Raw genomic sequence first — 23998 nt, forward strand, 5'->3', positions numbered from 1 at the left:
AGTGGTGGGGAGATCACAGGTCCGGGACCGGGATGTCGAGGTTGGGGAAGGTGAGGCCTCCGTCGACCTCCAGGGTCTTGCCGGTCAGGAAGTTGCCGGCCGGCGACGCCAAATATACTGCTGCAGCGGCAATGCCGACCGGGCCGCCGAGCCGGCGCATGGGTGTCACCTTCTCCATCGGCTTGCGCAGATCCTCGTTGGAGGCCACCACGTCGAGTGCGGAGGTCAGGATCGAGCCGGGTGCGATCGCGTTGACCCTGATGCGTGGGCACAGGTCCAGCGCCGCCGACCGGGTGTAGTGAGACAGCGCGGCCTTGGCGGTGGCGTAGGCCGCGAAGCCCCGCCCGGCCAGCCGGCCCATGGTCGAGGTGATGTTAATGATGCTGCCTTCACCCGAGTGCTCGAGCATCAACGGCACCGAGGCCAGGGTGAGCGCGTGTGCGGTGGCGACGTTGAACGTGAATGCGTCCCTGAGGTCCTTCACCGACGTGGTGAGCAGCGTGTTGGGCATGGTGCCACCGACGTTGTTGACGACGATGTCCAGCCGCCCGAAGGCTTCGACGGCCTGGCCGGCCAGCGCTGCGGTGGCATCGGGATGAGCCAGGTCGGCGGTGACGGTGTGGGCTTTGCGGCCCACCGCGCGGACCTGTTCGGCGACGGCCTCTAGTTCGGATTCCGTGCGCGAGGAGACGAGGACATCAGCGCCGGCTTCGGCGAACGCCACCGCTATGGCCGCCCCGAGACCACGGCCGCCACCAGTGATGACGGCGACTTTATCGTCGAGACGGAACCTGTCAAGGATCATTACGGCCTCTCTTCGTTGAGCTGTCGGCCGAAACGGAAGCAAGACTGACCGTCTCGGATCGCGGTATTTCTGGAACAGGTTCTAGTTTGGCATACGGTAGTGGCGACGTGGCGTCCGCATACCGCATGGCCGCTGCCGGTGCCAATCGCGGCGGCAATTGCAAACGCGCGCGATGGCCTGCGACGATGGCTGACGAATTCGCCCAACACCGTCTCGTTCGTACCGTCGAAGGATTGAATTGAGAATCAACCGATTTGGCGCCACCCTCTGCATTCTGGCCGCTGCACTGGTGTTGTCGGGGTGTGGCGATGACGACAACGCAATCGGTGAAAAGACGGCGACACCGCCACCGCCGGTGCGGGTAGTCTGCGGCGGCAAGCCGAAGCTCAAGACAAGTGGGTCCACCGCCCAAGCGAATGCGATGACGCGGTTCGTCAAGGCGTACGAGCAGGCGTGCCCGGGTCACACGGTGAACTACACACCCAATGGTTCGGGCGCGGGAATCAGCGAATTCACCGGCAATCAAACCGATTTCGCCGGTACGGACTCGACTTTGACGCCCGGCGAGCACGACGCCGCGCAGCGGCGCTGCGGTTCGCCGGCGTGGCAACTGCCGGTGGTGGTCGGCCCGATCGCGATCACCTACAACGTCGACGGCCTGACGTCGCTGACTCTCGACGGCCAGACCGCGGCCAAGATCTTCAACGGCGGCGTCACCAAGTGGAACGACCTCGCGATCCAGGAGCTCAACCCGGGCGTAAGTCTGCCCGCCGAACCGATTCAAGTCGTGTTCCGCAGTGACGAGTCGGGGACAACGGACAATTTCCAGAAGTATCTCGACGCCGCTTCCAAGGGTGCGTGGGGCAGGGGCGCCGGCAAGAAGTTCAACGGCGGTGTCGGTGAGGGCGCCAAGGGCAACGACGGGACCAGCGCGGCCGCCAAGGCCAACGACGGGTCGATCTCTTACAACGAGTGGTCGTTTGCGCAGGCGCAACGCCTGGGCACGGCCAAGATCGTCACGTCGGCGGGTCCGGACCCGGTGGCGATCAGCGCCGACTCGGTGGGCAAGACGATCGCAGGCGCCCCGATCGTCGGGCAGGGCAACGACTTGGCTCTCGACACGGTTTCGTTCTATCGCCCCAAACAGCCTGCCGCGTACCCGATAGTGTTGGCGACATATGAGGTGGTGTGCTCGAAGTATCCCGATCCCGAAGTCGGCGCGGCGGTGAAGGCGTTCCTGCAGAGCACCATCGGTGCTGGCCAGAATGGCTTGGCGGACAACGGATATGTTCGAGTTCCGGATACGTTCATCTTCCGGTTGTCAGTTGCCGTCAATGCGATCTCGTGATTGTAAGCTCTTGGCATCCTGAGGTGGTGAGGGGGGTCGCATCATCGCGCCGAAAGGCGATGGGAGGGACAAATTTCGTCGAAAGTTAACCTGTTCTTACTGTAGCTTCACGGTCGCAAGGATGACGGTTGGTTTTGTAAGCTGCGGCTAGGGCTGCGGCGTTCAATCGTAAAGGTGAGGAACTGATTTGAAACTCAACCGGTTTGGCGGCTTGGTCGGGGTGCTGGCAGCTGGAACGTTCGTTATGTCGGGATGTGGCAGCGACAACAATGCGACCGGAGGTAGCACGACGACGGTGGCGCCGTCGAGCAAAGTGACCTGCGGTGGCACCAAGACGCTGAAGGCAAGCGGTTCGACGGCGCAGGCGAACGCGATGACGCGTTTCGTCAAGGCTTTCGAGCAGGCTTGCCCGGGTCAGACTTTGAACTACACACCCAACGGCTCGGGCGCCGGAATCCACGAATTCACCGGTGGCCAAACCGATTTCGGCGGATCGGACTCTCCGCTGGGTCACGATGAGTACGCGGCCGCCCAAACACGCTGCGGCGGTGCGCCGGCGTGGAACTTGCCCACGGTGTTCGGCCCGATCGCGGTCACCTTCAACATCAACGGGGTGACTTCGCTAAGCCTCGACGGTCCGACCCTGGCGAAGATCTTCAACGGTGGCATCACCGCGTGGAACGACCCCGCGATCCAAGCCATCAACTCCGGTGCGACTTTGCCGGGCGAGCCGATTCACGTCGTATTCCGCAGCGACGAGTCAGGCACGACGGACAACTTCCAGAAGTATCTCGATGCGGCTTCTAACGGCGGATGGGGCAAGGGCGCCGGCAAGAAGTTCAACGGCGGTGTCGGCGAGGGCGCCAAGGGCAACGACGGCACCAGCGCGGCCGTCAAGAGCACCGAGGGGTCCATCACCTACAACGAATGGTCGTTCGCCCAGGCGCAACACCTGAACATGGTCAAGGTCGTCACGTCGGCGGGTCCGGATCCGGTCGCGATCACCAGCGACACGGTGGGCAAGACGATCTCCGGAGCCTCGATCGTCGGGCAGGGCAACGACCTGGTCCTCGACACGATTTCGTTCTACCGGCCGAAACAGGCGGGCGCTTACCCGATCGTGCTGGCGACGTATGAGGTTGTCTGCTCGAAGTACCCCGATTCGCAGGTCGGCTCGGCGGTGAAGGCATTCCTGCAGAGCACCATCGGTCCCGGACAAAATGGCTTGGGGGACAACGGATACATCCCCATTCCGGATGCGTTCGGGTCGAGGTTGTCGGCTGCGGTCAACGCGATCTCGTGACATGAGGTTGTGGTGTCCGAAGGATCGCGCGTGAGTCTGTCCGAGACAAAGCCTGCACCGGGTGCGACAAAGCCCGCTCTGAAGGCGATTAACCCGCGCGCGGTGCGGCGGGGCGATCGAATATTCTCCTCGGTCGCAACCGCCGCCGGATCCACGATTGTGATCGCGATCGCGTTGATTGCGGTATTTCTGCTGATTCGGGCCGCCCCGTCGCTGCGGGCAAACCACGCGAACTTCGTTACCAGTAACGAATTCGACACCGGCGGCGCCGAGAAGCTGGCCTTCGGTATCCACGACTTGCTGATGGTCACGTTGCTGAGTTCGATCAGCGCACTGGTGTTGGCCGTGCCGGTCGCGGTCGGGATCGCGGTGTTCCTCACCCAATATGCCCCGGCCCGGCTGGCTCGCCCATTCGCCGCGATGGTCGATCTACTGGCCGCGGTCCCGTCGATCATCTTCGGCCTGTGGGGCATCTTCGTGCTGGCGCCCAACCTGGAGCCGGTGGCCCAGTTTCTGAATCGCAACCTGGGGTGGATCTTTCTGTTCAAGCAAGGCAACGTGTCGCTGGCCGGCGGTGGCACCATCTTCACCGCCGGGATCGTGCTGTCGGTGATGATCCTGCCGATCATCACCTCGGTGGCGCGCGAAGCGTTTCGCCAGACCCCGCGGATTCAGATGGAGGCGGCCCAGGCGCTCGGCGCCACTCGGTGGGAGGTGGTGCGGATGACCGTGTTGCCGTACGGGCGCAGCGGTGTGGTCGCCGCCTCGATGCTGGGATTGGGCCGCGCTCTGGGCGAAACGGTTGCGGTGCTGATCATCTTGCGGGCGGCGGCGCGCCCGGGTAATTGGTCGCTGTTCGACGGCGGCTATACATTCGCCTCGAAAATCGCCTCCGCGGCATCCGAATTCAGCGAACCGTTGCCGACCGGGGCGTATATCTCGGCGGGATTCGCCTTGTTTGTGATCACGTTCTTGGTCAACGCGGCTGCCCGCGCGATCGCGGGCGGGAAGGTCAACGCATGAGTGTCGAAGCATTGCGAGGGCCACTCAAAGTCTCGGTGGTCCAACAGCTCAGCTGGCGGCGCAGGATCACCAACCACATCGCGACAGGCCTTTTCTTCGCGTCCTTCGGTGTCGCCCTGGTACCGCTCGTCTGGGTGCTGTGGGTGGTGATCGACCGCGGTGGCTATGCGGTCACCCGGCCAAGCTGGTGGACGCATTCGCTGCGCGGAGTACTGCCCGAGGAGTTCGCCGGCGGTGTCTATCACGCGCTGTACGGCACGCTGATGCAAGCCGGCGTGGCTTCCGCGCTGGCCGTGCCGCTGGGCTTGATGACGGCGGTGTTCCTGGTGGAATACGGCTCGGGACGGCTGGCCCGGGTCACCACGTTCATGGTCGATGTGCTCGCCGGGGTTCCCTCTATCGTGGCGGCGTTGTTCATTTTCAGCCTGTGGATCGCCACTTTGGGGTTCCAGCAGAGTGCCTTCGCCGTGGCGCTGGCGCTGGTCCTGCTGATGCTGCCGGTCGTGGTGCGCTCTACCGAGGAGATGCTGCGGCTGGTGCCCGACGAACTGCGCGAGGCCAGTTACGCGTTGGGCGTTCCCAAGTGGAAAACGATTGTGCGGATTGTCTTTCCGATCGCGATGCCGGGCATCATATCGGGCGTGCTGCTGTCCCTCGCGCGCGTGATCGGCGAAACCGCGCCGGTGCTGGTCCTGGTCGGGTACAGCCGCTCCATCAACCTCGACATCTTCCACGGCAACATGGCCTCGCTGCCGCTGCTGATCTACACCGAACTCACCAACCCGGAACATGCGGGATTTCTGCGGGTCTGGGGCGCCGCGCTGACCTTGATCATCATCGTCGCGGCCATCAATCTGATGGCCGCGGCCTCCCGTTTCCTGAACAGCCGCCCGCGTGGGGAGCGTTTCACCCGGGCGTGAAGCTCATGTCCATGGTCAGGATCGTGACGCGGCTTTCGCGGGAGACTTCTTGGCCGACGCCTTCTTTGCCGCGGCCTTCTTGGCGGGTGCCTTCTTGGTGGCGGTCTTCTTCGCCGGTGCCTTTCCGTCGCCGGAGCGCGCCTTCACGCTGGCCTCCAGCTTGGCGAGCAAGTCGGAGACATCTTCGGTCTCGTCCAGCTCTTTCGGCTTCTCCTCGGCGGTAAACGCTTCTCCACCTTCGAGTTTCGCATCAACGAGCTCCTGCAGCTGCTCCTGATAGGTGTCGTGATAGCGGTCTGGGTTGAAGTCCTCGGCCATCGACTCCACCACCTGCCCAGCCATCTTCAGCTCCGCGGGCTTGATCTCGACCTTCTTGTCCAGCACTGGGAAGTCGGGGTCGCGGATCTCGTCCGGCCACAACAAGGTGTGCACCACCATTACGTCACTCTTGCCAAAGTCCGTGACCCGCAACGCCGCAAGCCGGGTCTTGTTGCGCAGCGTGAAATGAACGATGGCCATCCGGTCGGTCTCAGCGAGCGTCTTGGCCAGCAGGACATACGATTTGGACGACTTCGAGTCCGGCTCCAGGAAATAGCTGCGATCGAACATCATCGGGTCGACGTCGCTGGCAGGGACGAACTCCAGTACTTCGATTTCGCGACTGCGTTCTTCGGGCAGGGTGGAGATGTCGTCGTCGGTGATCACTACCATCTGCCCGTCGTCGGATTCGTAGGCGCGGGCGATGTCCCGATATTCGACGACCTCGCCGTCGAGCTCGCACACCCGCTGGTAGCGAATGCGGCCGTTGTCCTTGGCATGCACCTGATGGAACTTGATGTCGTGGTCTTCGGTGGCGCTTTACACCTTGACCGGCACGTTGACGAGCCCGAACGCAATCGAACCCTTCCAGATGGAGCGCATGGTGTCAGTATGCCCATACCATCGCCGGCAAAACAGCCCGACGGGCCCGTGAGCTGCGATTGAGCGGTTTACAGCCGCATCGTCGGTGCAGCATAATTCGGGTGGTGCAGCGCTGGTTCCGCCGCGAACGAACAGCGAAACCCGTTGACGGTCAATCAAACCAGGGGTGAGTCCCCGGAATAGTGGCGAACCTGATTGCCGCCGGCGCGTTTGGCTTCGTACATGGCGGCGTCCGACGTCCTGATCAGTTCGTCGATGAGTTCCACGCCCGCGGCGGCCGGGCCGGTAGCAAGCAAGGCGCTGGAGGTGCCGATGCTCGCCGTGATCTCGAAGGGCAGCGCGGCGACCGCCGCGCACATTCGTTCGGCCATCCGCGCGGGGTCGGGCGTGGTTTTGATATCGGCGACGACGAATTCCTCCCCGCCCGCCCGGCCGATCACGGCCGTGGCACGACTGCTCTGCTGCAGCGCGGCGGCGACGGCGACCAGCGCTCGATCGCCCGCGGCGTGGCCGTGCGTGTCGTTGAGCTGTTTGAATTCGTCGAGATCGATGACCGCGACCACCAGATAGCAGCCCGGTGTGTTGCGATGAACCCTGATCAATTCGTACGCGGAGTTGTTGAAGGAGCGCCGGTTGTGCAGGCCGGTGAGGGGATCGCGGCCGGAGCTCTGCAGATCGGTTCGCAGCGTATGCACCAGCGACTGCATACCCAAGGGCACTCCGATGTTGAGGCCTATCACCACGATCAGGGAGGCCGCGGTCAGCGCTGCGTCTCCGGTGCTCGCGATGATGCGATACGACAGGACCAGTGCGCATGTCGCGGCCACACCGAGGTTGACGAAGACGTAGGGCAGGGCGTGGAAGTAGGCGATGTAACCACCCAGTGCCGCGAAAGTCGTGCATCCCATCAAGCCCACGTAGGGGCTCGACAGGGATAGCAGCGCCGCCGCGATGCCCGCCATTGCGACGATCAGCCAGCTGTTCGACTGGCGTCGGGTCGGCCAGCGCTTCAACCGCAGGGTCGCACCGGCGATTCCGCAGGCCGATGCCACGATGGTCACCCCCCGCGTCGCGTGATCCGCGGGCCCCGCCGGACTCCAGAGCATGATCAGCGGGAAAGCCGCGAATGACGCGATGAACACGGCCGATATCCTGCGCCACGGTGTCAGAAGGCCGTGACCGTCCAGGTAGGCACTGATCCAGTCGAACTGGTCTGGCTGCTTTGCCACGGAACTCGCCCATACCTCCTGGTCGGTAGCGCCGTCGAGCGCCGTCGAACCAGGGCACGCCCGAACTCGGGCAACCCCGGCCACCGAGGTACTGGGTGAAACTGCCGGGGCTAGAAGGCGATTGAGCGCAGGGCGGCGCGATCGGGCAGATCTGCACCGGCGCGTCCGACGGTCAGTGCCGACACCAGCCCCGCCGCCTCCAGCGCCGCGGTCAGTTCGTCGAGCTGGATCCTGGCCAGGGCGGCCCTCCGGTCACCGCCCAGCAGGTCCATTCCCCAGAGCGCGTCGAGCAGGCCGACCATGAACGCATCGCCGGCGCCGATGGTGTCGACCACCCGGACCTGCTTCGGGGCCACCTGTGCCTCGCCCGCCGCGCAAAACGCCCGCGAACCGTGTCCGCCCATCGTCACGGCGACGATCGCGGGTCCCAGCGCCAGCCAGGCCCGGGCCGTCTGCTCCGGCTCGTGGTCGGGTTCGATCCAGCGCAGATCCTCGTCGCTGACCTTGACGATGTCGCTGCGCTCGATCAGATGGGTGATGCGTTGCCGCGCCAGAGCCCGGTTCTCGATCAGCGACGAGCGCACATTGGGGTCCAGGGTGACCGTCGCCGACAGCCGGTAGGCGTCGAGTAACGCCGCCACCGCCAAGCACCCCGGCTCGAGCACGGTCGCGATGGATCCGGTGTGCACCACCAACGGCGGGGCAACCTCGGGTGTGCCGGCCAGCTGCCAGTCCAGATCAAAGGCGTAGGAGGCGGACCCGTCGTCGGTGATCGTCGCCGCCGCGGTCGGTGTGCGAGCGGCGGTCACACTTCCCGGAACAAGATGTACGCCAGAGGCTTTGACGTAATCCGCGATCCGCCGGCCATACGGGTCGTCGGCGATGTGAGTCAGGAAGTCGACATCACGACCCAGCCGGCCGAGTCCGACGGCAACGTTGAGTGGACTGCCGCCGACATGTTCGTCGCGCCCGACGATATCGATCAGCGCCTCGCCGATCACCAGACCGCGGCTCATCGCACCAATGCGTCCAGCGTCGCGCGAGCTCCCTTGCTGTGCAATGAGTCCAGCGCCCAGCGGTAAGCCTCGACGAACCGATGCTGGTGGGACAGGTCAGCGAATACCGCGGTGATCTCGATGAAGGCGCATGCGTTGTCGCGCTGCGACCGGGCGATCGGAATGAGTGAATCCGCCAGCTGGTCCACCACCTCGTACGGCTCGCCCCACTCGTCAACGCCTTCGGCGTAGCGGGCCCAACTGGCCACGGCCGCTGATGCCATCTGAACCGGCCCGTCGCTGGCCAGGTTGTCGCAGATGACGGGGAACAGCCATTTCGGAATGCGGTCCGACGAGTACGCACACAGCCGCGCGACGGTGTCGCGCACGGCCGGATTGGCGAACCGCTGAACCAGCGTGCGGCCGAATTCATGGAGGTCGATCCCGGGCACAGGGGGCAGTGTCGGGATGGCCTCGGTGTCGAAGTAGGCGAGCAAGAACTTGGCGAACAACGGATCCTGTGCGGCTTCGTGCACCAAACGGTAGCCGCACAGATGCGCGAAGTAGGCCAGGCACTGATGCCCCGCGTTGAGCATTCGCAACTTCATCAACTCGTACGGGCGGACGTCGTCGACCAGCAGCACGCCCGCCCGCTCCAGCGGTGGCCGCCCGTCGGCGAAGTCGTCCTCGAGCACCCAGGCGGTGAACGGCTCGGCCACCACCGGCCACCGGTCGTTGACGCCGAAGTCGCGGCGCACTTCTGCCGCCATCTCCAAAGTCGTTGCGGGAGTTATGCGGTCAACCATCGAACTCGGGAAACGGGCGTGCTGCGCGACCCATTCGGCCAGTTCGGGATCGAGGCGCTCGGCGCTTGCCAGCACGGTACGCCGGGCGACCTCGCCGTTGTTCTCGATGTTGTCGCAGGACGCGATCGTCGGCGCGGGGATTCCACGGTCGCGTCGCCTGGCCAGCGCTTGGGTGATCAACGTGAACGCGGGACCATCGGGATCGCGGTACCCGCCCTCGGTGATGGTCAGCGAAATGATCCGCGTCGACGGCGCGGCAAGTACCTCCAGAGCCGATTCCGGATCATCCGGCGCGTAGCGGTAGTCAACGATTGAGCCGATCACTTGGGCGTCCCGGCTGCCGTCGGGATTCTCCAGTATCAGCGTGTAGAGACCGTCCTGACCGTTCAGAACGTCGCGCATGGTCCAGTCGGCGGGCATTACCCCGATCCCGCAGATGCCCCACTCGTGCGCCAGGCCCTGTTGCAGCAACAGGTTGATATACGCGGCCTGATGCGCCCGGTGAAAGTGACCGGCGCCGATGTGTGCGATGCCGACGCTGACGGTGTCGCGGTCATACTTCGGCGCGTCGATCGGCAGCTTGGGGAGCGACGCATTGTTCAGATCGATCGCGTTGGCCATCGTTGGCCACCTCCTCCCCGGGCCCGAGCCCGGATCGCTACTGCCCGTGGCCGATGCCCTACATGAGTGAGGAACCTCGAGCCGGCACGGCCGACAACCGCAGGAAATCAGCGAGAGCACGCCATGAATCAGTGATCGCTACCGCACCGGCATCAATCAGTTCTGCACGGCGGCAATCGCGTTCGTCGGGCAGTAAGAACATCAGATTACCGACGGTGGCGTAGCCGGCCGCGACCGCGGAAGACACCCCCGCCACCGAGTCTTCGATTGCTAGCCCCTGTTCGGGCGTGACGCCCAGCACTTGACCCGCATGCAGGTATACCGCCGGATCGGGCTTGCTGGTCGGCACCGGAAGCGAATCCTCCGCGCTGAACGTCACCGATTCCGATATCAGCGCGTCCAGGCCGGTGGCGGCGAAGCACGCACGCAGCCGTCTGGTCGCGCTGGAGCTGACGGCCGCCAGCGCGTAATGCGCCGCGAGGTCTCGTAACGGTTCCAGCACCTGCGGATCGGGTGTCAGGGTGACCGCCAGATGGGCGGTGACCCGTTCGCGCTCCTCACGCACCCACTGTTCGAGCTCGTCGGCTGACAACGCGATGCCGCTGGCCAGGTCGCCGGCCGAGGCGACCGCCGCCGCGGGACGGCTCGGGATCAGCGCCGGATCGAACGGCACCCCGCATTGCACCGCCAAGTCGAGGGCGGTGTTGCGAAAGTTCTTCCCGACGGCGCGCTTACGCAACTCCTCCGAGCTGAGCGGAGCCGTCACGCCGAACCTGGCCAGGAAACGGTTCGTCACCTCGGTCGACGCGTCGAACGCCGGCCGCTCCGAGGCGAACAGGCTGTCGTCGGCGTCCAGGAGCAAGGTGGTGACCGGCGTTGGGTCGAATTCGCGCACGAAGGTCAGGCCCACGGTCATCGTGCCACCAACTCCCGCTCGTCGTTGCGCAGCGCGCTATGCAGCGTGGGCACCACACCTCGCTCGTCGATCTCGGCGATCATGTCGCCCAGGCGCTCGGCAAAACCGGGAACCGCGCGCACCTGGGCGAACATCTCATGCCCCAGTAGCGGATCAGGGTTGGTGCTCGCCATGTTGGCCAACTTAACGACCGGAATGGCCTGCGAGTCCTCGAGGTTGATCTTGCGTCCCTTCAGGTCATGGCCGCGCATGTAGCGGGACCATCCGGCGACCGCCAGCATCAGCAGCGTGTGCGGCCTGCCCTGCGCGATCGCCCCCTCCAGCGACGGCAGCACGAACGACGCGATCTTGCTCGTTCCCCGTCGGGCCAGCCGCGACAGTTGGTCGCTCATCCGGGGATTGCCGAGCCGATTGAGCAGGGTGCCGCGGTACTCGGGGGTGTTCATCCCGGGAACGGCGGGCAGCAGCGGCTGAATCTCGTCGCGCAGCAAGGTCTCGACGTAGTCGAAGATCACCCGGTCTCGCATCGCCTCGTCGGTGCGCTGGTAGCCGGCCAGGGTGGCCAAACAGCCCAGCGCGATATGGGCTCCGTTGAGCAGACGGGTCTTGATCAGCTTGTGGTCGCGGACGTCGGCAACGAATTCGGCACCGACCAGGTCGAGCGGCGGACGCCAGTTGCAGAAGGAATCCTCGATCACCCACTGGCGATACGGCTCGGTCACGACCGGATATTTGTCGGCCACGCCGAAGGTCTGCTCGACGAATTTGCACTCTGACTTCGAGGTTTGCGGGGTGATGCGATCGACCATGGTCGACGGGAACGCGACGTACGTATCGATCCAGCGTGCCAGCGCGGGATCCTTCAATGCCGCGAACGACACCAGCGCGGTCCGCGCCGGCTGGGTGTCACCCGGGATGTTGTCGCAGCAGAGCACGGTGAACGGCGCGATGCCCGCGCGTCGCCGGCGGTCGAGAGCTTCGGTCAGATATCCCCACGCGGTGGCATAGCCGCCGTTCGCGACCAGGTCGGCACGCACGTCGGGGTGCTCGGCGTCGAACTCGTCGGTGACGGGGTTCAGGAAGTATCCGTTGTTGGTGATGGTCAGGCTGACGATGCGGGTTTGGGGGTCTGCCAGGGCGGCGCGGACCGCGGCGCCATCATTCGGCGCGTAGTGAACGGAGCCGATCGAGCCGACCACGCGGGCGGTTTGGCGGTCGTGACCGCGCTGCACGACGGTGTACAGCCCATCCTGTGCCGACAGCAGGTCTTTGGCGTTTGGGGAGTTCAGGCTAACGCCGGTGACTCCCCACCGGTCTGAAATGCCGGAGCGGGCAAGGTCGTCGAAGTAGACGGCCTGGTGTGCGCGGTGAAAGTTGCCCGCACCGATGTGAACGACACCACGCCCGAGGGCCGACCTGTCGTAGGTGGGCACGTCAACTCGCTGCGAATGAAGGGGAAGTGTCGCGTCGGTCAGGGGGACGCCGCCTTTTGGACGCCAAGGGGGAAGACATCAGCCATTGTCCTCCTGTGCCCCAAGGAGGCCGCGGGTCTAACCCATCCGTGGGGCATGTCACAGATTAAATTGACGCGACGGGCCATTTTCGGAGGTCAAAGCAGTTAACGCCGCCGAAACGCGTAGGTTGGCACCATGGCACCGCGGGTGAAGCTGACCAACCCCGACAAGGTGCTCTACCCTGCGACCGGCACCACTAAGTCCGATGTCTTCGCCTACTACACCGGCATCGCGGAGGTGATGGTGCCGCACATCGCCGGGCGCCCGGCTACTCGTAAACGTTGGCCGAATGGCGTTGAGCAGTCATCTTTTTTCGAGAAGCAGTTGGCTTCCTCGGCGCCGGAGTGGTTGCCGCGCGCCAGTATTTCGCACCGGTCCGGGACGACGACGTATCCGATCATCGACAGCGCCGACGGCCTGGCCTGGATCGCGCAGCAGGCTGCGCTCGAGGTGCACGTGCCGCAGTGGAGGTTCGTCGCGCAATGGACTCGCAGGAGAGCCGAAGAACTCAAGCCCGGGCCGGCGACACGATTGGTGTTCGACCTTGACCCGGGCGAGGGCGTCACGATGGCGCAGCTGGCCGAGGTTGCCCGCGCGGTACGCGATCTGATCGGCGATATCGGCTTGACGACCTTCCCGCTCACCAGCGGCAGCAAGGGGCTGCATCTCTACGCGCCGCTGGACGAGCCGGTGAGTAGCAACGGTGCCACCGTGCTGGCGAAACGTATTGCGCAGCAACTGGAAACTTCGATGCCCACGTTGGTCACCTCGACGATGACCAAGAGCGTGCGGGCCGGTAAGGTGTTCCTGGACTGGAGCCAGAACAGCGGATCCAAGACCACGATCGCGCCCTACTCGCTCCGCGGGCGGGAGCGCCCGACCGTCGCGGCGCCGCGCAGCTGGGAAGAACTCGACGATCCGGCGCTGACCCAGCTGCGCTACGACGAGGTGCTGGCCCGGGTGGCCCGCGACGGCGATCTGCTGGCGCCACTGGATGCGGACGCTCCCGTCGCGGATCGGCTGACCACCTACCGCAGCATGCGCGACGCGGCGAAGACGCCCGAACCCGTTCCCCGGGCTAAACCTGTAGCGGGCCAAGGTAATACATTCGTCATCCAGGAGCATCATGCCCGTCGGCTGCACTACGACTTCCGGCTGGAACGAGACGGTGTGCTGGTGTCCTGGGCGGTGCCGAAGAACCTGCCAGAGACGACATCGGTGAACCATCTCGCGGTGCACACCGAAGACCATCCGCTCGAATACGGCACGTTCGAGGGCGACATCCCCAAAGGGGAATACGGTGCCGGCAAGGTGGTCATCTGGGATTCCGGAACCTATGACGCCGAGAAGTTCCGCGAGGACGAGGTGATCGTGAATCTGCACGGGAGCCGAATCTCCGGGCGCTACGCCCTGATTCAAACCAAGGGTGACCAATGGCTGGCGCATCGGATGAAGGACCAGAAGGTCCTCGAGTTCGACGAGCTCGCCCCGATGCTCGCCACACATGGGTCGGTGGCGGCGTTGAAGGCAAGCCAGTGGGCGTTCGAGGGGAAGTGGGACGGCTACCGGCTGCTGATCGAGGCGGATCGTGGCGGTCTGCGGCTGCGGTCCCGAAGCGGTCGCGACGTCACCAAGGAATACCCGCAATTTGGTTCGCTGGCAGCGGATCTTGCCGACCATCACGTAGTGCTCGACGGCGAGATCGTGGCGTTGGACAAGTCGGGCGTGCCCAGCTTCAACGAGATGCAGAGCCGCAACCGCGCAACCCGCATCGAGTTCTGGGCGTTCGATTTGCTGTACCTGGACGGTCGCTCGCTGCTGCGGGCAAAATACTCCGATCGCCGCAAACTCCTCGAAACGCTGGGTAGCGCACGCAGTCTGATCGTTCCGGGTTTGGTGCCCGGCGAGGACGGTGCGCAAGCGCTTGAGTATTCCCGTGCACACGGCTGGGAGGGCGTGGTTGCCAAGAAGCGCGACTCCACCTACCAGCCGGGCCGTCGCTCGGCGTCCTGGGTCAAGGACAAGCATTGGAGCACACAGGAAGTCGTGATCGGCGGCTGGAAGGCCGGAGAGGGTGGGCGCACCAGCGGCATCGGTTCGCTGATGGTGGGGATACCCGGCAGCCGGGGCTGCGCTTCGTCGGCAGGGTCGGCACCGGCTTCACCGAGCGCGACCTGGCCAACCTGAAAAAGACGCTGGCGCCGCTGCACACCGACGAGTCCCCGTTCGACGCCCGGCTGCCCACGCGCGACGCCAAGGGTGTGACGTTTGTCGAGCCGGTTCTGGTCGGCGAGGTGCGCTACAGCGAGCGGACCCCGGATGATCGCTTGCGCCAACCGAGTTGGCGAGGATTGCGGCCGGATAAGAAGCCAAGTGAGGTGGTGCGCGAATGAAATGGGTGACCTTTCGAGAAGGCGGCGCCGAGCGGACCGGGGTGCTCTCCGGTGACGCGATCCACCCGATGCCGCCGGGGGTGACGCTGCTCGATCTGGTCGGGCGTGGTGCCGAGGGGCTGCGCCAAGCCGGTGACCAAGCGCTGGGGTCCGACCCGGTGCTTCTGGATGAGGTGACGCTGATGGCGCCCATCCCGCGGCCGCCGTCGATCCGGGACTCGCTGTGCTTCCTGGACCACATGCGCAACTGCCAGGCCGCGTTGGGCGGCGGACGGGTGCTCAGCGATACCTGGTATCGCATCCCGGCGTTCTACTTCGCTTGTCCGGCAACCGTTCTGGGGCCTTACGACGATGCGCCGACGGCACCCGGAAGTGCTTGGCAGGACTTCGAATTGGAGATCGCCGCGATCATCGGAGTCCGAGGCAAGGATCTCACAGTGCAACAGGCCGAGCAGGCCATCATCGGCTACACGATCTTCAACGACTGGTCCGCCCGAGACTTACAGCAGCTGGAAGGCCAACTGTCGATCGGGCAGGCCAAGGGTAAAGACAGCGGAGTCACGCTGGGCCCCTGGTTGGTGACGCCCGATGAGCTCGAGCCGTATCGCCACCCCTCGTTTCCCGGCAAGCTCGACCTGCACGTCACTGCGTTGGTCAACGATCACATGATCGGATCGGGCTCGACGGCCCAAATGGATTGGAGCTTCGGCGAAGTCATCTCCTACATGTCGCGCGGTGTGCAACTCACGCCCGGCGACGTCGTCGGCTCCGGCACGGTGCCCACCTGCACGCTGGTCGAGCACCTCGATCCGACGTCGCTCGAATCGTTTCCCGGGTGGCTGCGCGACGGCGACGTCGTCACGCTGCGGGTGCAGGGTTTGGGGGAGACTCGGCAAACCGTTCGTGCGAGCAGCCCGCCGCACCGGCTGGCGCCCCGGTCCAATCCGGAGGCCGCGCCCGCGCCGCACCGGGTCAACCGGGCGCCTGCGCGGGTCCCCTACACCCGCGGGCTGCACGAGGTCGGTGACCGGGTGTGGGCGTGGACGTTGCCGGACGGGGGCTATGGCTGGAGCAACGCCGGTCTGGTCAGCGGCGACGGTGCCTCGCTACTGGTCGACACCCTGTTCGACCTGGCGCTGACCCGCGAAATGCTCACCGCTATGGGATCTATCACCGGGCGGGCGCCGATCACCGACGCGCTGATCACCCATTCCAACGGCGACCACACCCACGGCAACCAACTGCTCGACGCGTCGGTGCGCATCCTCGCCGCCCAGGGCACCGCCGACGAGATCGGGCACGGGATGGCGCCCGAAATGTTGGCCATGGTGCAGAACGCCGATCTCGGGCCGGTCGCAACGACGTATACCCGAGACAGGTTCGGGCCCTTCGACTTCAGTGGCATCCGGCTCCGCAACGCCGACCAGACGTTCGGCCGCGAGTTGACCATCGAGGTGGGCGGTCGGCGGATCGAGCTGCTGAACCTCGGCCCCGCGCACACCGCCGCGGACTCGGTGGTGCACGTGCCGGACGCGGGGGTGCTCTTCGGTGGCGACCTGCTGTTCATCGGCTGCACCCCGATCGTGTGGGCCGGCCCCATCGCCAACTGGATCGCGGCGTGTGACGCGATGCTCGCGCTGGACGCCCCGACGGTGGTGCCCGGGCACGGCCCGATCACCGATCCGGACGGAATCCGCGCGGTCCGTGGCTATCTCGCGCACGTCGCCGAGCAAGCCAAGGTCGCGCACGACAAGGGGTTGTCGTGGGCCGAGGCCGCCGACACCATCGACCTCGGCGAGTACGCCACCTGGCTGGACGCCGAGCGGGTGGTGGTCAACGTCTATCAGCGCTATCGCGAACTCGATCCGGACACACCGCAATTGGAGACGATGGCGTTGCTGGTAATGCAGGCCGAGTGGCTTGCCAAACGTGGCTGAGGCTGCGCTACTTCAGGATGGCAGTCACAAAGCCGATGTTGGTCGCGGGACCCTCCCGATCGGCCGACTCCAGTTCCGGCAGACCCGCGGCGGTCAACAGATCGTGCAGTCGGTATCGGATCACCCGCCACCCGCGGTCGCGCAGGTGTGCGGCGACATCGGTGTGCTCCCCGGGGTAGATCAACTCGCCGTAATCCAAGTCGAATCCATGCCGCGCCAGGGCGTCCGTGATCTTCTGCGCCCGTTCCTGGGAGTCCGCCGCCGATCCGATGACCGATCCATGGTCGGCAGCCAGGCGGCTGCCTCTGGCGCTCAGCGCAATAACGTCGTCCAACAGTTGAACCTCGGCCTGCGGTGACAGGAAGCCGATGAGCACTCCCTCGGCGAGCCATGCGGTGGGCTGGGCGTCGTCGAAACCCGCGGCTCGCAGTGCGCCCGGCCAATCCTCGCGAAGGTCGATGCCGACGCTGCGGTACTCCGTGGTGGGCTTCGCCCCGATCTTCGACAGCGTGGTGGTCTTGAACTCGATCACCTTCGTCTGGTCGATTTCGTACACGGTCGTCCCGGCCGGCCAGGAAAGCCGGTAGGAGCGGCTGTCCAGCCCGGCCGCAACAATCACGACCTGGCGAATGCCGGCATCGGCGACTTGCACGAAGTACTCGTCGTAAAACCGCGCCCAGGCAGCGAACGTGTCCGTCATCCGCGGGATGCCCAATGCGCTGTCATCGCCGTCGAATTCGCCGCTGGCCACCCGGTTGAACAGGTCGATACCGACGGCGCGCACCAGCGGCTCGGCGAACGGATCGCTGATGACCGCCTGCGGCCGTCTCGTCGCGGCCGCGCGAGCGGCGGCGACCAGGGTAGCCGTGGCACCTACGCTGTTGGCCAGGTCCCAGGTGTCATCGTCGGGCCGTGCCATGGGTTCACCTCGCATGTCCAGTCGAAAACCGCGGGATGCCTCATCGGTAAACAACGACGTCGCATACGGTTTCGATATGCCTGCAGTGGAATTGGAAACCCTCGAGGACAACATCGCCTGTATCACCCTGAACCGCCCCGAGCGTCTCAATGCGATCGACGGTTCGTTGATCGACGGCGTGGACGCCGCCCTGGACGTGCTCAGCGCCGGTCAGCACCGCGTCGCGATCATCACCGGTGCCGGCCGCGGATTCTGTGCCGGCGCCGATCTGAGCGGCACCGGCCAGGCCTGGACCCAGCCGGCCAGCCCCGACACCCCGGCGTTCAAGGTCAACTACGACGCTCAGGTACGGCTGGCCAACCTCTTCACCCGGATCTACGAACTGGACATCCCGGTGATCGCGGCGGTCAACGGCGTCGCCGTCGGGGGCGGCCTGGCGTTCACACTGGTCAGCGACATCCGGGTGGCTTCCGGTGCGGCCCGGTTCGGCTCGGTGTTCATCAAGGCCGGCTTCTCGTCGATGGACATGGGCACCAGTTACCTGCTGCCGAAAATCGTCGGCTCCGGCGTAGCCCGCGAGCTGATGCTCACTGGCCGCATCATCGACGCCGACGAGGCCTACCGCATCAGGCTGGTGCACGAGGTGGTCGCGCCGGACGACCTAATGCCGGCCGCCGTGCGCAAGGCCCGCGAGATCGCCGAGAACAACGCTTACGGCGTGTGGCAGACCAAGATTGGCCTCAACGCCGCACTCGACGCGCCCAGTTTGCGGCATGCCATCGAAATCGAGAACCGCACTCAGATCCTCAGCGGTTTCACCAACAACCCGGTCGAGGCAGCCAAGGCGCACATGGAGAAGCGCGCGCCCGAGTGGGATCCGCTGTGAACGTCTCGATGGCGTCGGCCCGCTGCGCCCGGCTGACGCCGCGCTTGCGACCGCCGCTAAATCTTCGCGATGACGTTCTCGGCGAACATCTCGAGATTGCGGATCTTGGTGTCCAGCGCCTCGGTGTCCTTGCCCATGATGTAGGGGATCCGGAAGCCGACGATGACGTCGGTCACGCCCTTGTCCTCCAGGCGTTTGATGCCGTCCGGGGTATAGGCGTCCACCGAGATGACGTGAATCTCGAACGGGCCGGTCTTGCCGGCTTCCTCGCGATACTTCTGCAGCTTGTCAATGAGCCCGTCGAGTTCCGCCGGGTCGCCGCCGCCGTGCATCCAGCCGTCGAGCCGGGCGGCCCGCTTCAGCGCGGCGTCGGCATGGCCGCCGATCAGGATCGGGATCGGCTGGGTCGGGGCCGGCGTCATCTTCGTCTTGGGAATGTCGTAGAACTCGCCGTGGAATTCGAAGTAGTCGCCGCTGGTGAGTCCCTGGATAATCTCGATGCATTCGTCCATACGCTTACCTCGCTTGGCGAACGGGACACCGAGCAGCTCGTAGTCCTCGGGCCACGGGCTGGTGCCGACCCCGAAGCCCACTCGGTTGTTCGTCAGCGCGGCCAGCGATCCGATTTGCTTGGCCACCAGCGCCGGTGGGCGGATGGGCAGCTTGAGGACGAAGAAGTTGAAGTGCAGCTTCGTTGTCACCGCGCCCAACGCCGCTGTCAGCACGAAGGTTTCGATGAACTCCTTGCCGTCCAGGAATTCCCGATTGCCGTCCGGCGTGTACGGATACTTCGAGTCGGATTCGAAGGGGTAAGCGATGCTGTCGGCGATCGTCATCGCGTGATACCCGGCCGCCTCGGCGGCTTGGGCCAACGGGATGTAGTACCGATGGTCGGTCATCGCCTCTGCGTAAGTGAACCGCACGTCATCCGCCTTCCATGTGGGGGCCGTCACACGACACTAGAACGTGTTCTAGTTTGGCTTGCGGGCGGGTCCCGCACAACGGGAAGAAGGGGCCCGGCTACAGCTGGTTTTCGGGGCCGATCACGGCCCAGACCGTCTTGCCGGACGCGGTCGGCGTGCTGCCCCACGCCCGGGAGAGTGCCTCGACAATCGCCAACCCCGACACGTCGATGCCCTTGTCCGGCGACGGCAGGCGCACGGCGGCCGACGTGCTCTCGTCGGATACCGCGATGGTCGCCGTTTCGCCGTCGGTCTCGATCCGCATCTTCGGGACGCTGCCGGTGTGCTCGAGCACGTTCTCCACGAACACATTGACGACCACCAGTGCGACCGGGATGAGCCCGGATTGCTTCCATTCGGTGAGCCACTCGCGGACCAGCCGGCGGGATTCGCGCAGGCTGGTCAGTGTTGCGGGCAGTTCCGCGTCGGCCCGCTGCGTGGTCTGGCGGGTGAGCTTGCCGAGTGCTTTCATGGCCCCTTTTTCGGTCGAGTAGACCGGCATAAAGCGCGTGACCTCGCTGCGGGTGATCGCCTCGCGGGTGGTGCGATGGGCACTGACCAGCACAATCGGAACCTTGGTCTGGGTGCCGAGCTGCAAGTGGGCGCTGATGAAAGCCGACCACGCCGATTCCGCCGGCACCTTGAGCTCGCTGATGTTGACGATGACGGCCGTCGGCCCCTGCAGGGTCGCCTTGGAGATACTGTCGCGCAGCGCCCCCGAGTTGCTGGCGTCAAGCACACCGCCGACGGTCAGGATGGCGACCGAGTCGTCCGTCCGCGTCGCAACGGCCAGCGAGCTGTGCGACTCAGCTACCGCACTCACGCTAGGGACTCCTTTCCGTCTAGTACATTATCCCTGCTTATCGCGCTTTGCGATGCAGCGGCTTGTGGGCGCGTGTCCTAATTGCGGTTAGGGCACACGAATCCTAGCGCGGTCGGAAAGCAGCCCGGCGTATCGATCAGGCGTTCCATTCCTGCTCCTCGAATTCCCATCCGGCAAACCAAATAAGGAACCGCCCCCCCGGCGGCAGAGACTTCTCACGTTAGTTCAGTGGCACCGATGCCACCAGATCAGAGAATTTGGGGCGGCTCAGGATTCGTCGTCGCGTACGGGGGAGCGCCCACGCCGGCGACCGCGTGAGTGCCCCACGGCGTCTGTTCGACGATGCGGGCCGCCGCGCTGTGTTCACCCACCGTCAGCGTCGCCGTTCGGATCTGCTTGAAGATGTCGTCCGGTAGGGGCTGGGCGGGGAAGCTAAAAAGCGTTCCCTGCCAGTGGTAGCGGCCGTCGATGGGATCGAGGCGCCCGGCCAGCCGCACGCGTACCGGATGGGACGTGCCGGCGATGGTCAGCGTCGCGGCGCCGTCATAGATCTCGTTGTCGTCGGGAGACGACAGGTCGAACGCGTTGGACATCCGGGTCACCCGAAATGCCGGAGCGGCTTGGAAATGGGCGCGCTCGTTGAAGACCTGTTGGCTGCTGCGCAGCACCTCGATTCGGGTGCTGCCGCTGCGTGTCAGCAGCCCGAGGCATTCGACGATATAACGAGTTTGCGCGACGACATCGGGCCCGGTGATCGAGAAGTAGTTGGGGAAACCGTGAATCGCGATGCCCAGGAAGGGCTCGATGCCGTCGACCCAGGCTTGTTCGAGCGTCAATCCGCCACTGCCGATCAACTCTGCGGCCCGATCGGCAATCGTGAACCCCGTGCCGTAGATGATGGCGTCGGCTCGGTGGCCGACACCGTCGCCGGTGCGGATGCCCGACGCGATGATGGCGGCGATCGGCGATGCCACCAGGGTGGGACGAGAAGCCGTGCGGCCCAGCGCCGCTCGGGTCTGACGCTGCAGCCAGCGCTTGACACGGGTTGGCGGCAAAGGCAATTCCGCGACGATCCGGCGCGGTGCGTGCGCGAAAACGGTGACCGAGGCCGCCGCCGCGCTAAGCTGGGGTAGATAGTGACCGGCGGTGGAGTCGGTGCCGATGACCGCGACGTGCTTGCCGGTCGGATCGAAATCATCGTTCCACGCTGCCGCGTGAAACGATTCACCGCGAAAGTCGTTGCGCCCATCCAGCTCCGGCGTCCAAGCTGCGAGCATCGGTTGATGGGCAGCGACGACCGTCCGGCCGTGAACGGTCTCGCCCGCAGCGGTGCGCAACTCCCAGGTGTGGGTGCCGTCGTCGAACCGCGCGCTGATCACAGGTGATTTGTCGACAACAACGACGTCGGTGATGCCCGCCGAGAGCAGTTCGGTTGTGACGCCCCGGGCCCGGACTCCCGCGCCGATGACGATGACCTGCGTCGGGCTCACAGAAAGTTGGTGCGCTTCCAGGTGCGGCGCGCGATCGGGCCGAGCAGGCCAATTTCGGTCAAAAACGCTGCGAGCGGGGCGAATCCGGCGATCTGTATGTTGTGGCGGTGCGGGCTGTTGCGCGCGATCGCCCGCGCACGTTTGGGGTCTAGTCCGGTCCGCGCGTAAGGGATCGGATTGCTGAACAGGAAACGGAAGAAGTACCCGCCGAGCCCGTTGAAGTTGGCCATAAACAGTCTGTTGAACCGCGGCATCGTCTGCGCTCGCTTACGGGCGCCGTCGCGCGCGAACTGGATGTGGCGAGCCTCCTCGGTAACGTGAATCCGCATGAGCCGCTGAATGATTGGCTGCAATTCTGGATCGTCCATCATCTGCCGCTGCAGCGAATCGAAAATCTCCTCGCCGATCAGGGCGGCGATCCACAGCATCGAGCCGTGCTGGAAAACCAGCGGAAGCAAGTTGATGATGTAGCGGTGCAACCGCCGCGGCTGTACCGGTTTGGCGCCGATGCGCTCGATAGCTTTGCCCAACATCACCATGTGCCGGGTTTCGTCGCCCAGTTCGGTCAGCTTGTAATGCGTCGACCGGCTCGTCGGGTCCTCGTGCAGGATCGTGCGCAGCAGCGACTGGTTCAGCATGTTCTCGAACCAGATGCCGGCCGACAAGGTGTTGACCAGTTCCTGGCGGGACAGCTCGATTTGTTGCTGTCGGGTCATCTCGTCCCACATCGGCGTGCCGTACAGCGAGACCAGCCGGGGGGGCAGATAGAACTTGTCCGGGTCCAGCGGGGCATCCCAGTCGATGTCGACGATCGGTTCGTAGGACTTTTTGACCGAGCCCTTCAGCAAGCGCTCCGAGAACTCTTCACGACTCGGCCCGCCCGGTCTCACCGCCGAGGTCATAGCGCCGCTCCTGCTCATCGCTTCGCTCTGCATCGTCTCAGCGCGAGTCATCGCTGGTGTCCCTTCATTGGGTCCTTCAGTCGGTACCCATGGTACTGGGTACTTGAGGCCCCGACTAGGTGTTCGAGGTTGCGATTCGGCAATGTGACGGGGAACCAGGCATGAGGAGGTTGCGGGTGAGTCGGCACATCCACGTGATCGGTATCGGCGCCGGGGATCCCGGCTACGTGACCGTGCAGGCGATCGAGGCGCTCAACGACACTCAGGTGTTCTTCGCGATGGACAAGGGCGAGACCAAAACCGACCTGGTGGCGCTGCGGCGCGAGATCTGCGCGCGGTTCATCCGGGAGCCCGGCTATCGCTTCGTGGAGTTGCCCGACCCGAAGCGCGCGAACCCGGGCGAGCGACAAGGCGATTACCGGGAAGTGGTATCCGACTGGCATGCCGCCCGGACCCGGATCTGGGCGCGGGCCATCGCCACGGAGCTCGGCCCCGACGGCGTCGGAGCCTTCCTGGCCTGGGGCGACCCGTCCCTGTACGACAGCACGCTGCGGATTCTCGCTGCGGTCGCGGCCGAGGTCGACTTCACGTTCGACGTCATCCCCGGCATCACGGCGGTCCAGGCGCTGACCGCCCGGCACCGAATCCCCCTCAACGACGTCGGCGAACCGGTGCTGATCACCACCGGGCGCCAACTGCGCGCGCACGGGATGGAGGGCTCGGGCCCCTCAGTCATAGTGATGCTCGACGCCGACTGTTCGTTTGCCGCCTGCCCCGCCGATACTCGGATCTGGTGGGGCGCCTACCTGGGAACAAAGGACGAGCTGTTGGTGGCAGGCACCGTCGGCGAGGTGGGCAGGCGGATCGCGGCGTTGCGTTCGCAGGCCCGCGACCGGCACGGCTGGATCATGGACACCTATTTATTGCGGGTGCCGTGAGCCGATCGGCAAACTGGACAGGTGCCCGAACTGCCCGAGATCGAAGCGCTGGTCGACCACCTGCGGCGGCACGCCGTGGGGTCGACGATCGGTCGCGTCGACGTCGGGGCGCTGTCGGTGCTCAAAACCTTCGATCCGCCGATCAGCGCGCTGCACGGCCTGACTGTCACCGGGGCCAACCGGTGGGGTAAGTACCTGGGGTTGCAGGCCGGGCACCTGCTGTTGATTGCCCACCTGTCGCGGGCGGGCTGGTTGCGCTGGTCGGACAAGCTGGCCGCGGCACCGCTGCGACCGGGCAAAGGGCCCATCGCGCTGCGCGTGCACCTGGGCGTTCCGGGTAGCGCGCC

General features: G+C 65.2%; 18 protein-coding genes and 3 pseudogenes. 9 read left to right on the forward strand and 12 right to left on the reverse strand.

All coding sequences use genetic code 11. The features are described from left to right. Positions 1-13 precede the first annotated feature (13 nt). Positions 14-805 carry an SDR family oxidoreductase gene (locus G6N54_RS23705; RefSeq protein ID WP_163792534.1) on the reverse strand — a complete coding sequence of 264 codons (792 nt, stop codon included), beginning with the start codon at positions 803-805 and terminating at the stop codon, positions 14-16. A 238-nt stretch (positions 806-1043) separates the two neighbouring features. On the opposite strand from G6N54_RS23705, the gene pstS (G6N54_RS23710) reads away from it, so the two are divergent. The 4 genes from pstS (G6N54_RS23710) (at position 1044) to pstA (ending at position 5399) form a co-directional block, all read left to right on the forward strand. After that, positions 1044-2153, forward strand: a complete 1110-nt coding sequence (gene pstS / locus G6N54_RS23710) for a phosphate ABC transporter substrate-binding protein PstS (protein WP_163792537.1) — start codon at positions 1044-1046, stop codon at positions 2151-2153. 187 nt (positions 2154-2340) lie between these two features. Continuing rightward, a complete protein-coding gene (gene pstS, locus G6N54_RS23715; protein WP_163792539.1) occupies positions 2341-3456 on the forward strand; it encodes a phosphate ABC transporter substrate-binding protein PstS in 1116 nt (371 codons plus the stop codon). Positions 3457-3492: 36 nt separating this feature from the next. Further along, positions 3493-4479, forward strand: a complete 987-nt coding sequence (gene pstC, locus G6N54_RS23720; protein ID WP_163794929.1) for a phosphate ABC transporter permease subunit PstC — start codon at positions 3493-3495, stop codon at positions 4477-4479. Next, positions 4476-5399 (forward strand): phosphate ABC transporter permease PstA, encoded by a 924-nt coding sequence (gene pstA, locus G6N54_RS23725; RefSeq protein ID WP_163792541.1) that lies wholly within the window; start codon positions 4476-4478, stop codon positions 5397-5399. Before pstC ends, pstA begins: the two co-directional genes overlap by 4 nt. A 132-nt stretch (positions 5400-5531) precedes the next feature. Here the strand turns inward: pstA and ku are convergent. The 6 genes and pseudogenes from ku to G6N54_RS23755 form a co-directional block, all read right to left on the reverse strand. After that, positions 5532-6320 (reverse strand): annotated as a pseudogene (ku, locus tag G6N54_RS23730) (non-homologous end joining protein Ku); the annotation flags it as partial. Between the two features lie 155 nt (positions 6321-6475). Then, positions 6476-7549 carry a GGDEF domain-containing protein gene (locus G6N54_RS23735; protein WP_163792543.1) on the reverse strand — a complete coding sequence of 358 codons (1074 nt, stop codon included), beginning with the start codon at positions 7547-7549 and terminating at the stop codon, positions 6476-6478. Between the two features lie 110 nt (positions 7550-7659). Continuing rightward, positions 7660-8565 carry a carbohydrate kinase family protein gene (locus G6N54_RS23740; protein WP_163792545.1) on the reverse strand — a complete coding sequence of 302 codons (906 nt, stop codon included), beginning with the start codon at positions 8563-8565 and terminating at the stop codon, positions 7660-7662. After that, a complete protein-coding gene (locus G6N54_RS23745) occupies positions 8562-9971 on the reverse strand; it encodes a mannitol dehydrogenase family protein (RefSeq protein WP_163792547.1) in 1410 nt (469 codons plus the stop codon). Before G6N54_RS23745 ends, G6N54_RS23740 begins: the two co-directional genes overlap by 4 nt. 58 nt (positions 9972-10029) lie before the next feature. Beyond that, a complete protein-coding gene (locus G6N54_RS23750; protein WP_163792549.1) occupies positions 10030-10887 on the reverse strand; it encodes an HAD family hydrolase in 858 nt (285 codons plus the stop codon). Next, the gene (locus tag G6N54_RS23755; protein WP_232072959.1) at positions 10884-12320 is read right to left on the reverse strand and encodes a mannitol dehydrogenase family protein; all 1437 of its coding nucleotides are present in this window, start codon (positions 12318-12320) and stop codon (positions 10884-10886) included. The genes G6N54_RS23750 and G6N54_RS23755 overlap by 4 nt, the downstream gene beginning before the upstream one ends. 216 nt (positions 12321-12536) lie before the next feature. Here G6N54_RS23755 and G6N54_RS23760 point away from each other — a divergent pair. Then, positions 12537-14794, forward strand: a pseudogene (locus tag G6N54_RS23760) (ATP-dependent DNA ligase). Beyond that, on the forward strand, positions 14791-16731 hold the full coding sequence (locus tag G6N54_RS23765) for a fumarylacetoacetate hydrolase family protein (protein WP_163792551.1): 1941 nt from the start codon (positions 14791-14793) through the stop codon (positions 16729-16731). Before G6N54_RS23760 ends, G6N54_RS23765 begins: the two are co-directional and overlap by 4 nt. 7 nt (positions 16732-16738) lie before the next feature. Here G6N54_RS23765 and G6N54_RS23770 read toward each other — a convergent pair whose 3' ends face one another. Next, positions 16739-17650, reverse strand: a complete 912-nt coding sequence (locus G6N54_RS23770) for an SAM-dependent methyltransferase (RefSeq protein ID WP_163792553.1) — start codon at positions 17648-17650, stop codon at positions 16739-16741. 85 nt (positions 17651-17735) lie between these two features. Here G6N54_RS23770 and G6N54_RS23775 point away from each other — a divergent pair, with 85 nt between their 5' ends. Continuing rightward, the gene (locus G6N54_RS23775) at positions 17736-18536 is read left to right on the forward strand and encodes an enoyl-CoA hydratase/isomerase family protein (protein ID WP_179969255.1); all 801 of its coding nucleotides are present in this window, start codon (positions 17736-17738) and stop codon (positions 18534-18536) included. A 56-nt stretch (positions 18537-18592) separates the two neighbouring features. Here the strand turns inward: G6N54_RS23775 and G6N54_RS23780 are convergent, their stop codons facing one another. From G6N54_RS23780 to G6N54_RS23795, 4 genes are all read right to left on the reverse strand, one after another. Next, the gene (locus tag G6N54_RS23780; protein WP_163792557.1) at positions 18593-19459 is read right to left on the reverse strand and encodes an LLM class flavin-dependent oxidoreductase; all 867 of its coding nucleotides are present in this window, start codon (positions 19457-19459) and stop codon (positions 18593-18595) included. A gap of 97 nt (positions 19460-19556) precedes the next feature. Then, positions 19557-20321 (reverse strand): STAS domain-containing protein, encoded by a 765-nt coding sequence (locus G6N54_RS23785; RefSeq protein ID WP_163792559.1) that lies wholly within the window; start codon positions 20319-20321, stop codon positions 19557-19559. Positions 20322-20569: 248 nt separating this feature from the next. Continuing rightward, positions 20570-21811: a DUF4873 domain-containing protein gene (locus tag G6N54_RS23790; protein WP_232072961.1), complete on the reverse strand. Its 1242-nt coding sequence runs from the start codon at positions 21809-21811 to the stop codon at positions 20570-20572. Next, positions 21808-22713, reverse strand: coding sequence for an AurF N-oxygenase family protein (locus tag G6N54_RS23795; protein ID WP_163792561.1), 906 nt, complete (start codon positions 22711-22713; stop codon positions 21808-21810). The genes G6N54_RS23790 and G6N54_RS23795 overlap by 4 nt, the downstream gene beginning before the upstream one ends. Before the next feature lie 176 nt (positions 22714-22889). Here G6N54_RS23795 and cobF point away from each other — a divergent pair, with 176 nt between their 5' ends. After that, a complete protein-coding gene (cobF, locus tag G6N54_RS23800) occupies positions 22890-23651 on the forward strand; it encodes a precorrin-6A synthase (deacetylating) (protein ID WP_179969115.1) in 762 nt (253 codons plus the stop codon). Positions 23652-23672: 21 nt separating this feature from the next. Continuing rightward, positions 23673-23915: pseudogene (locus tag G6N54_RS31180) on the forward strand (DNA-formamidopyrimidine glycosylase family protein); the annotation flags it as partial. Positions 23916-23998: the final 83 nt, after the last annotated feature.

The sequence above is a fragment of the Mycobacterium stomatepiae genome (assembly GCF_010731715.1).
Lineage (GTDB): Bacteria > Actinomycetota > Actinomycetes > Mycobacteriales > Mycobacteriaceae > Mycobacterium > Mycobacterium stomatepiae.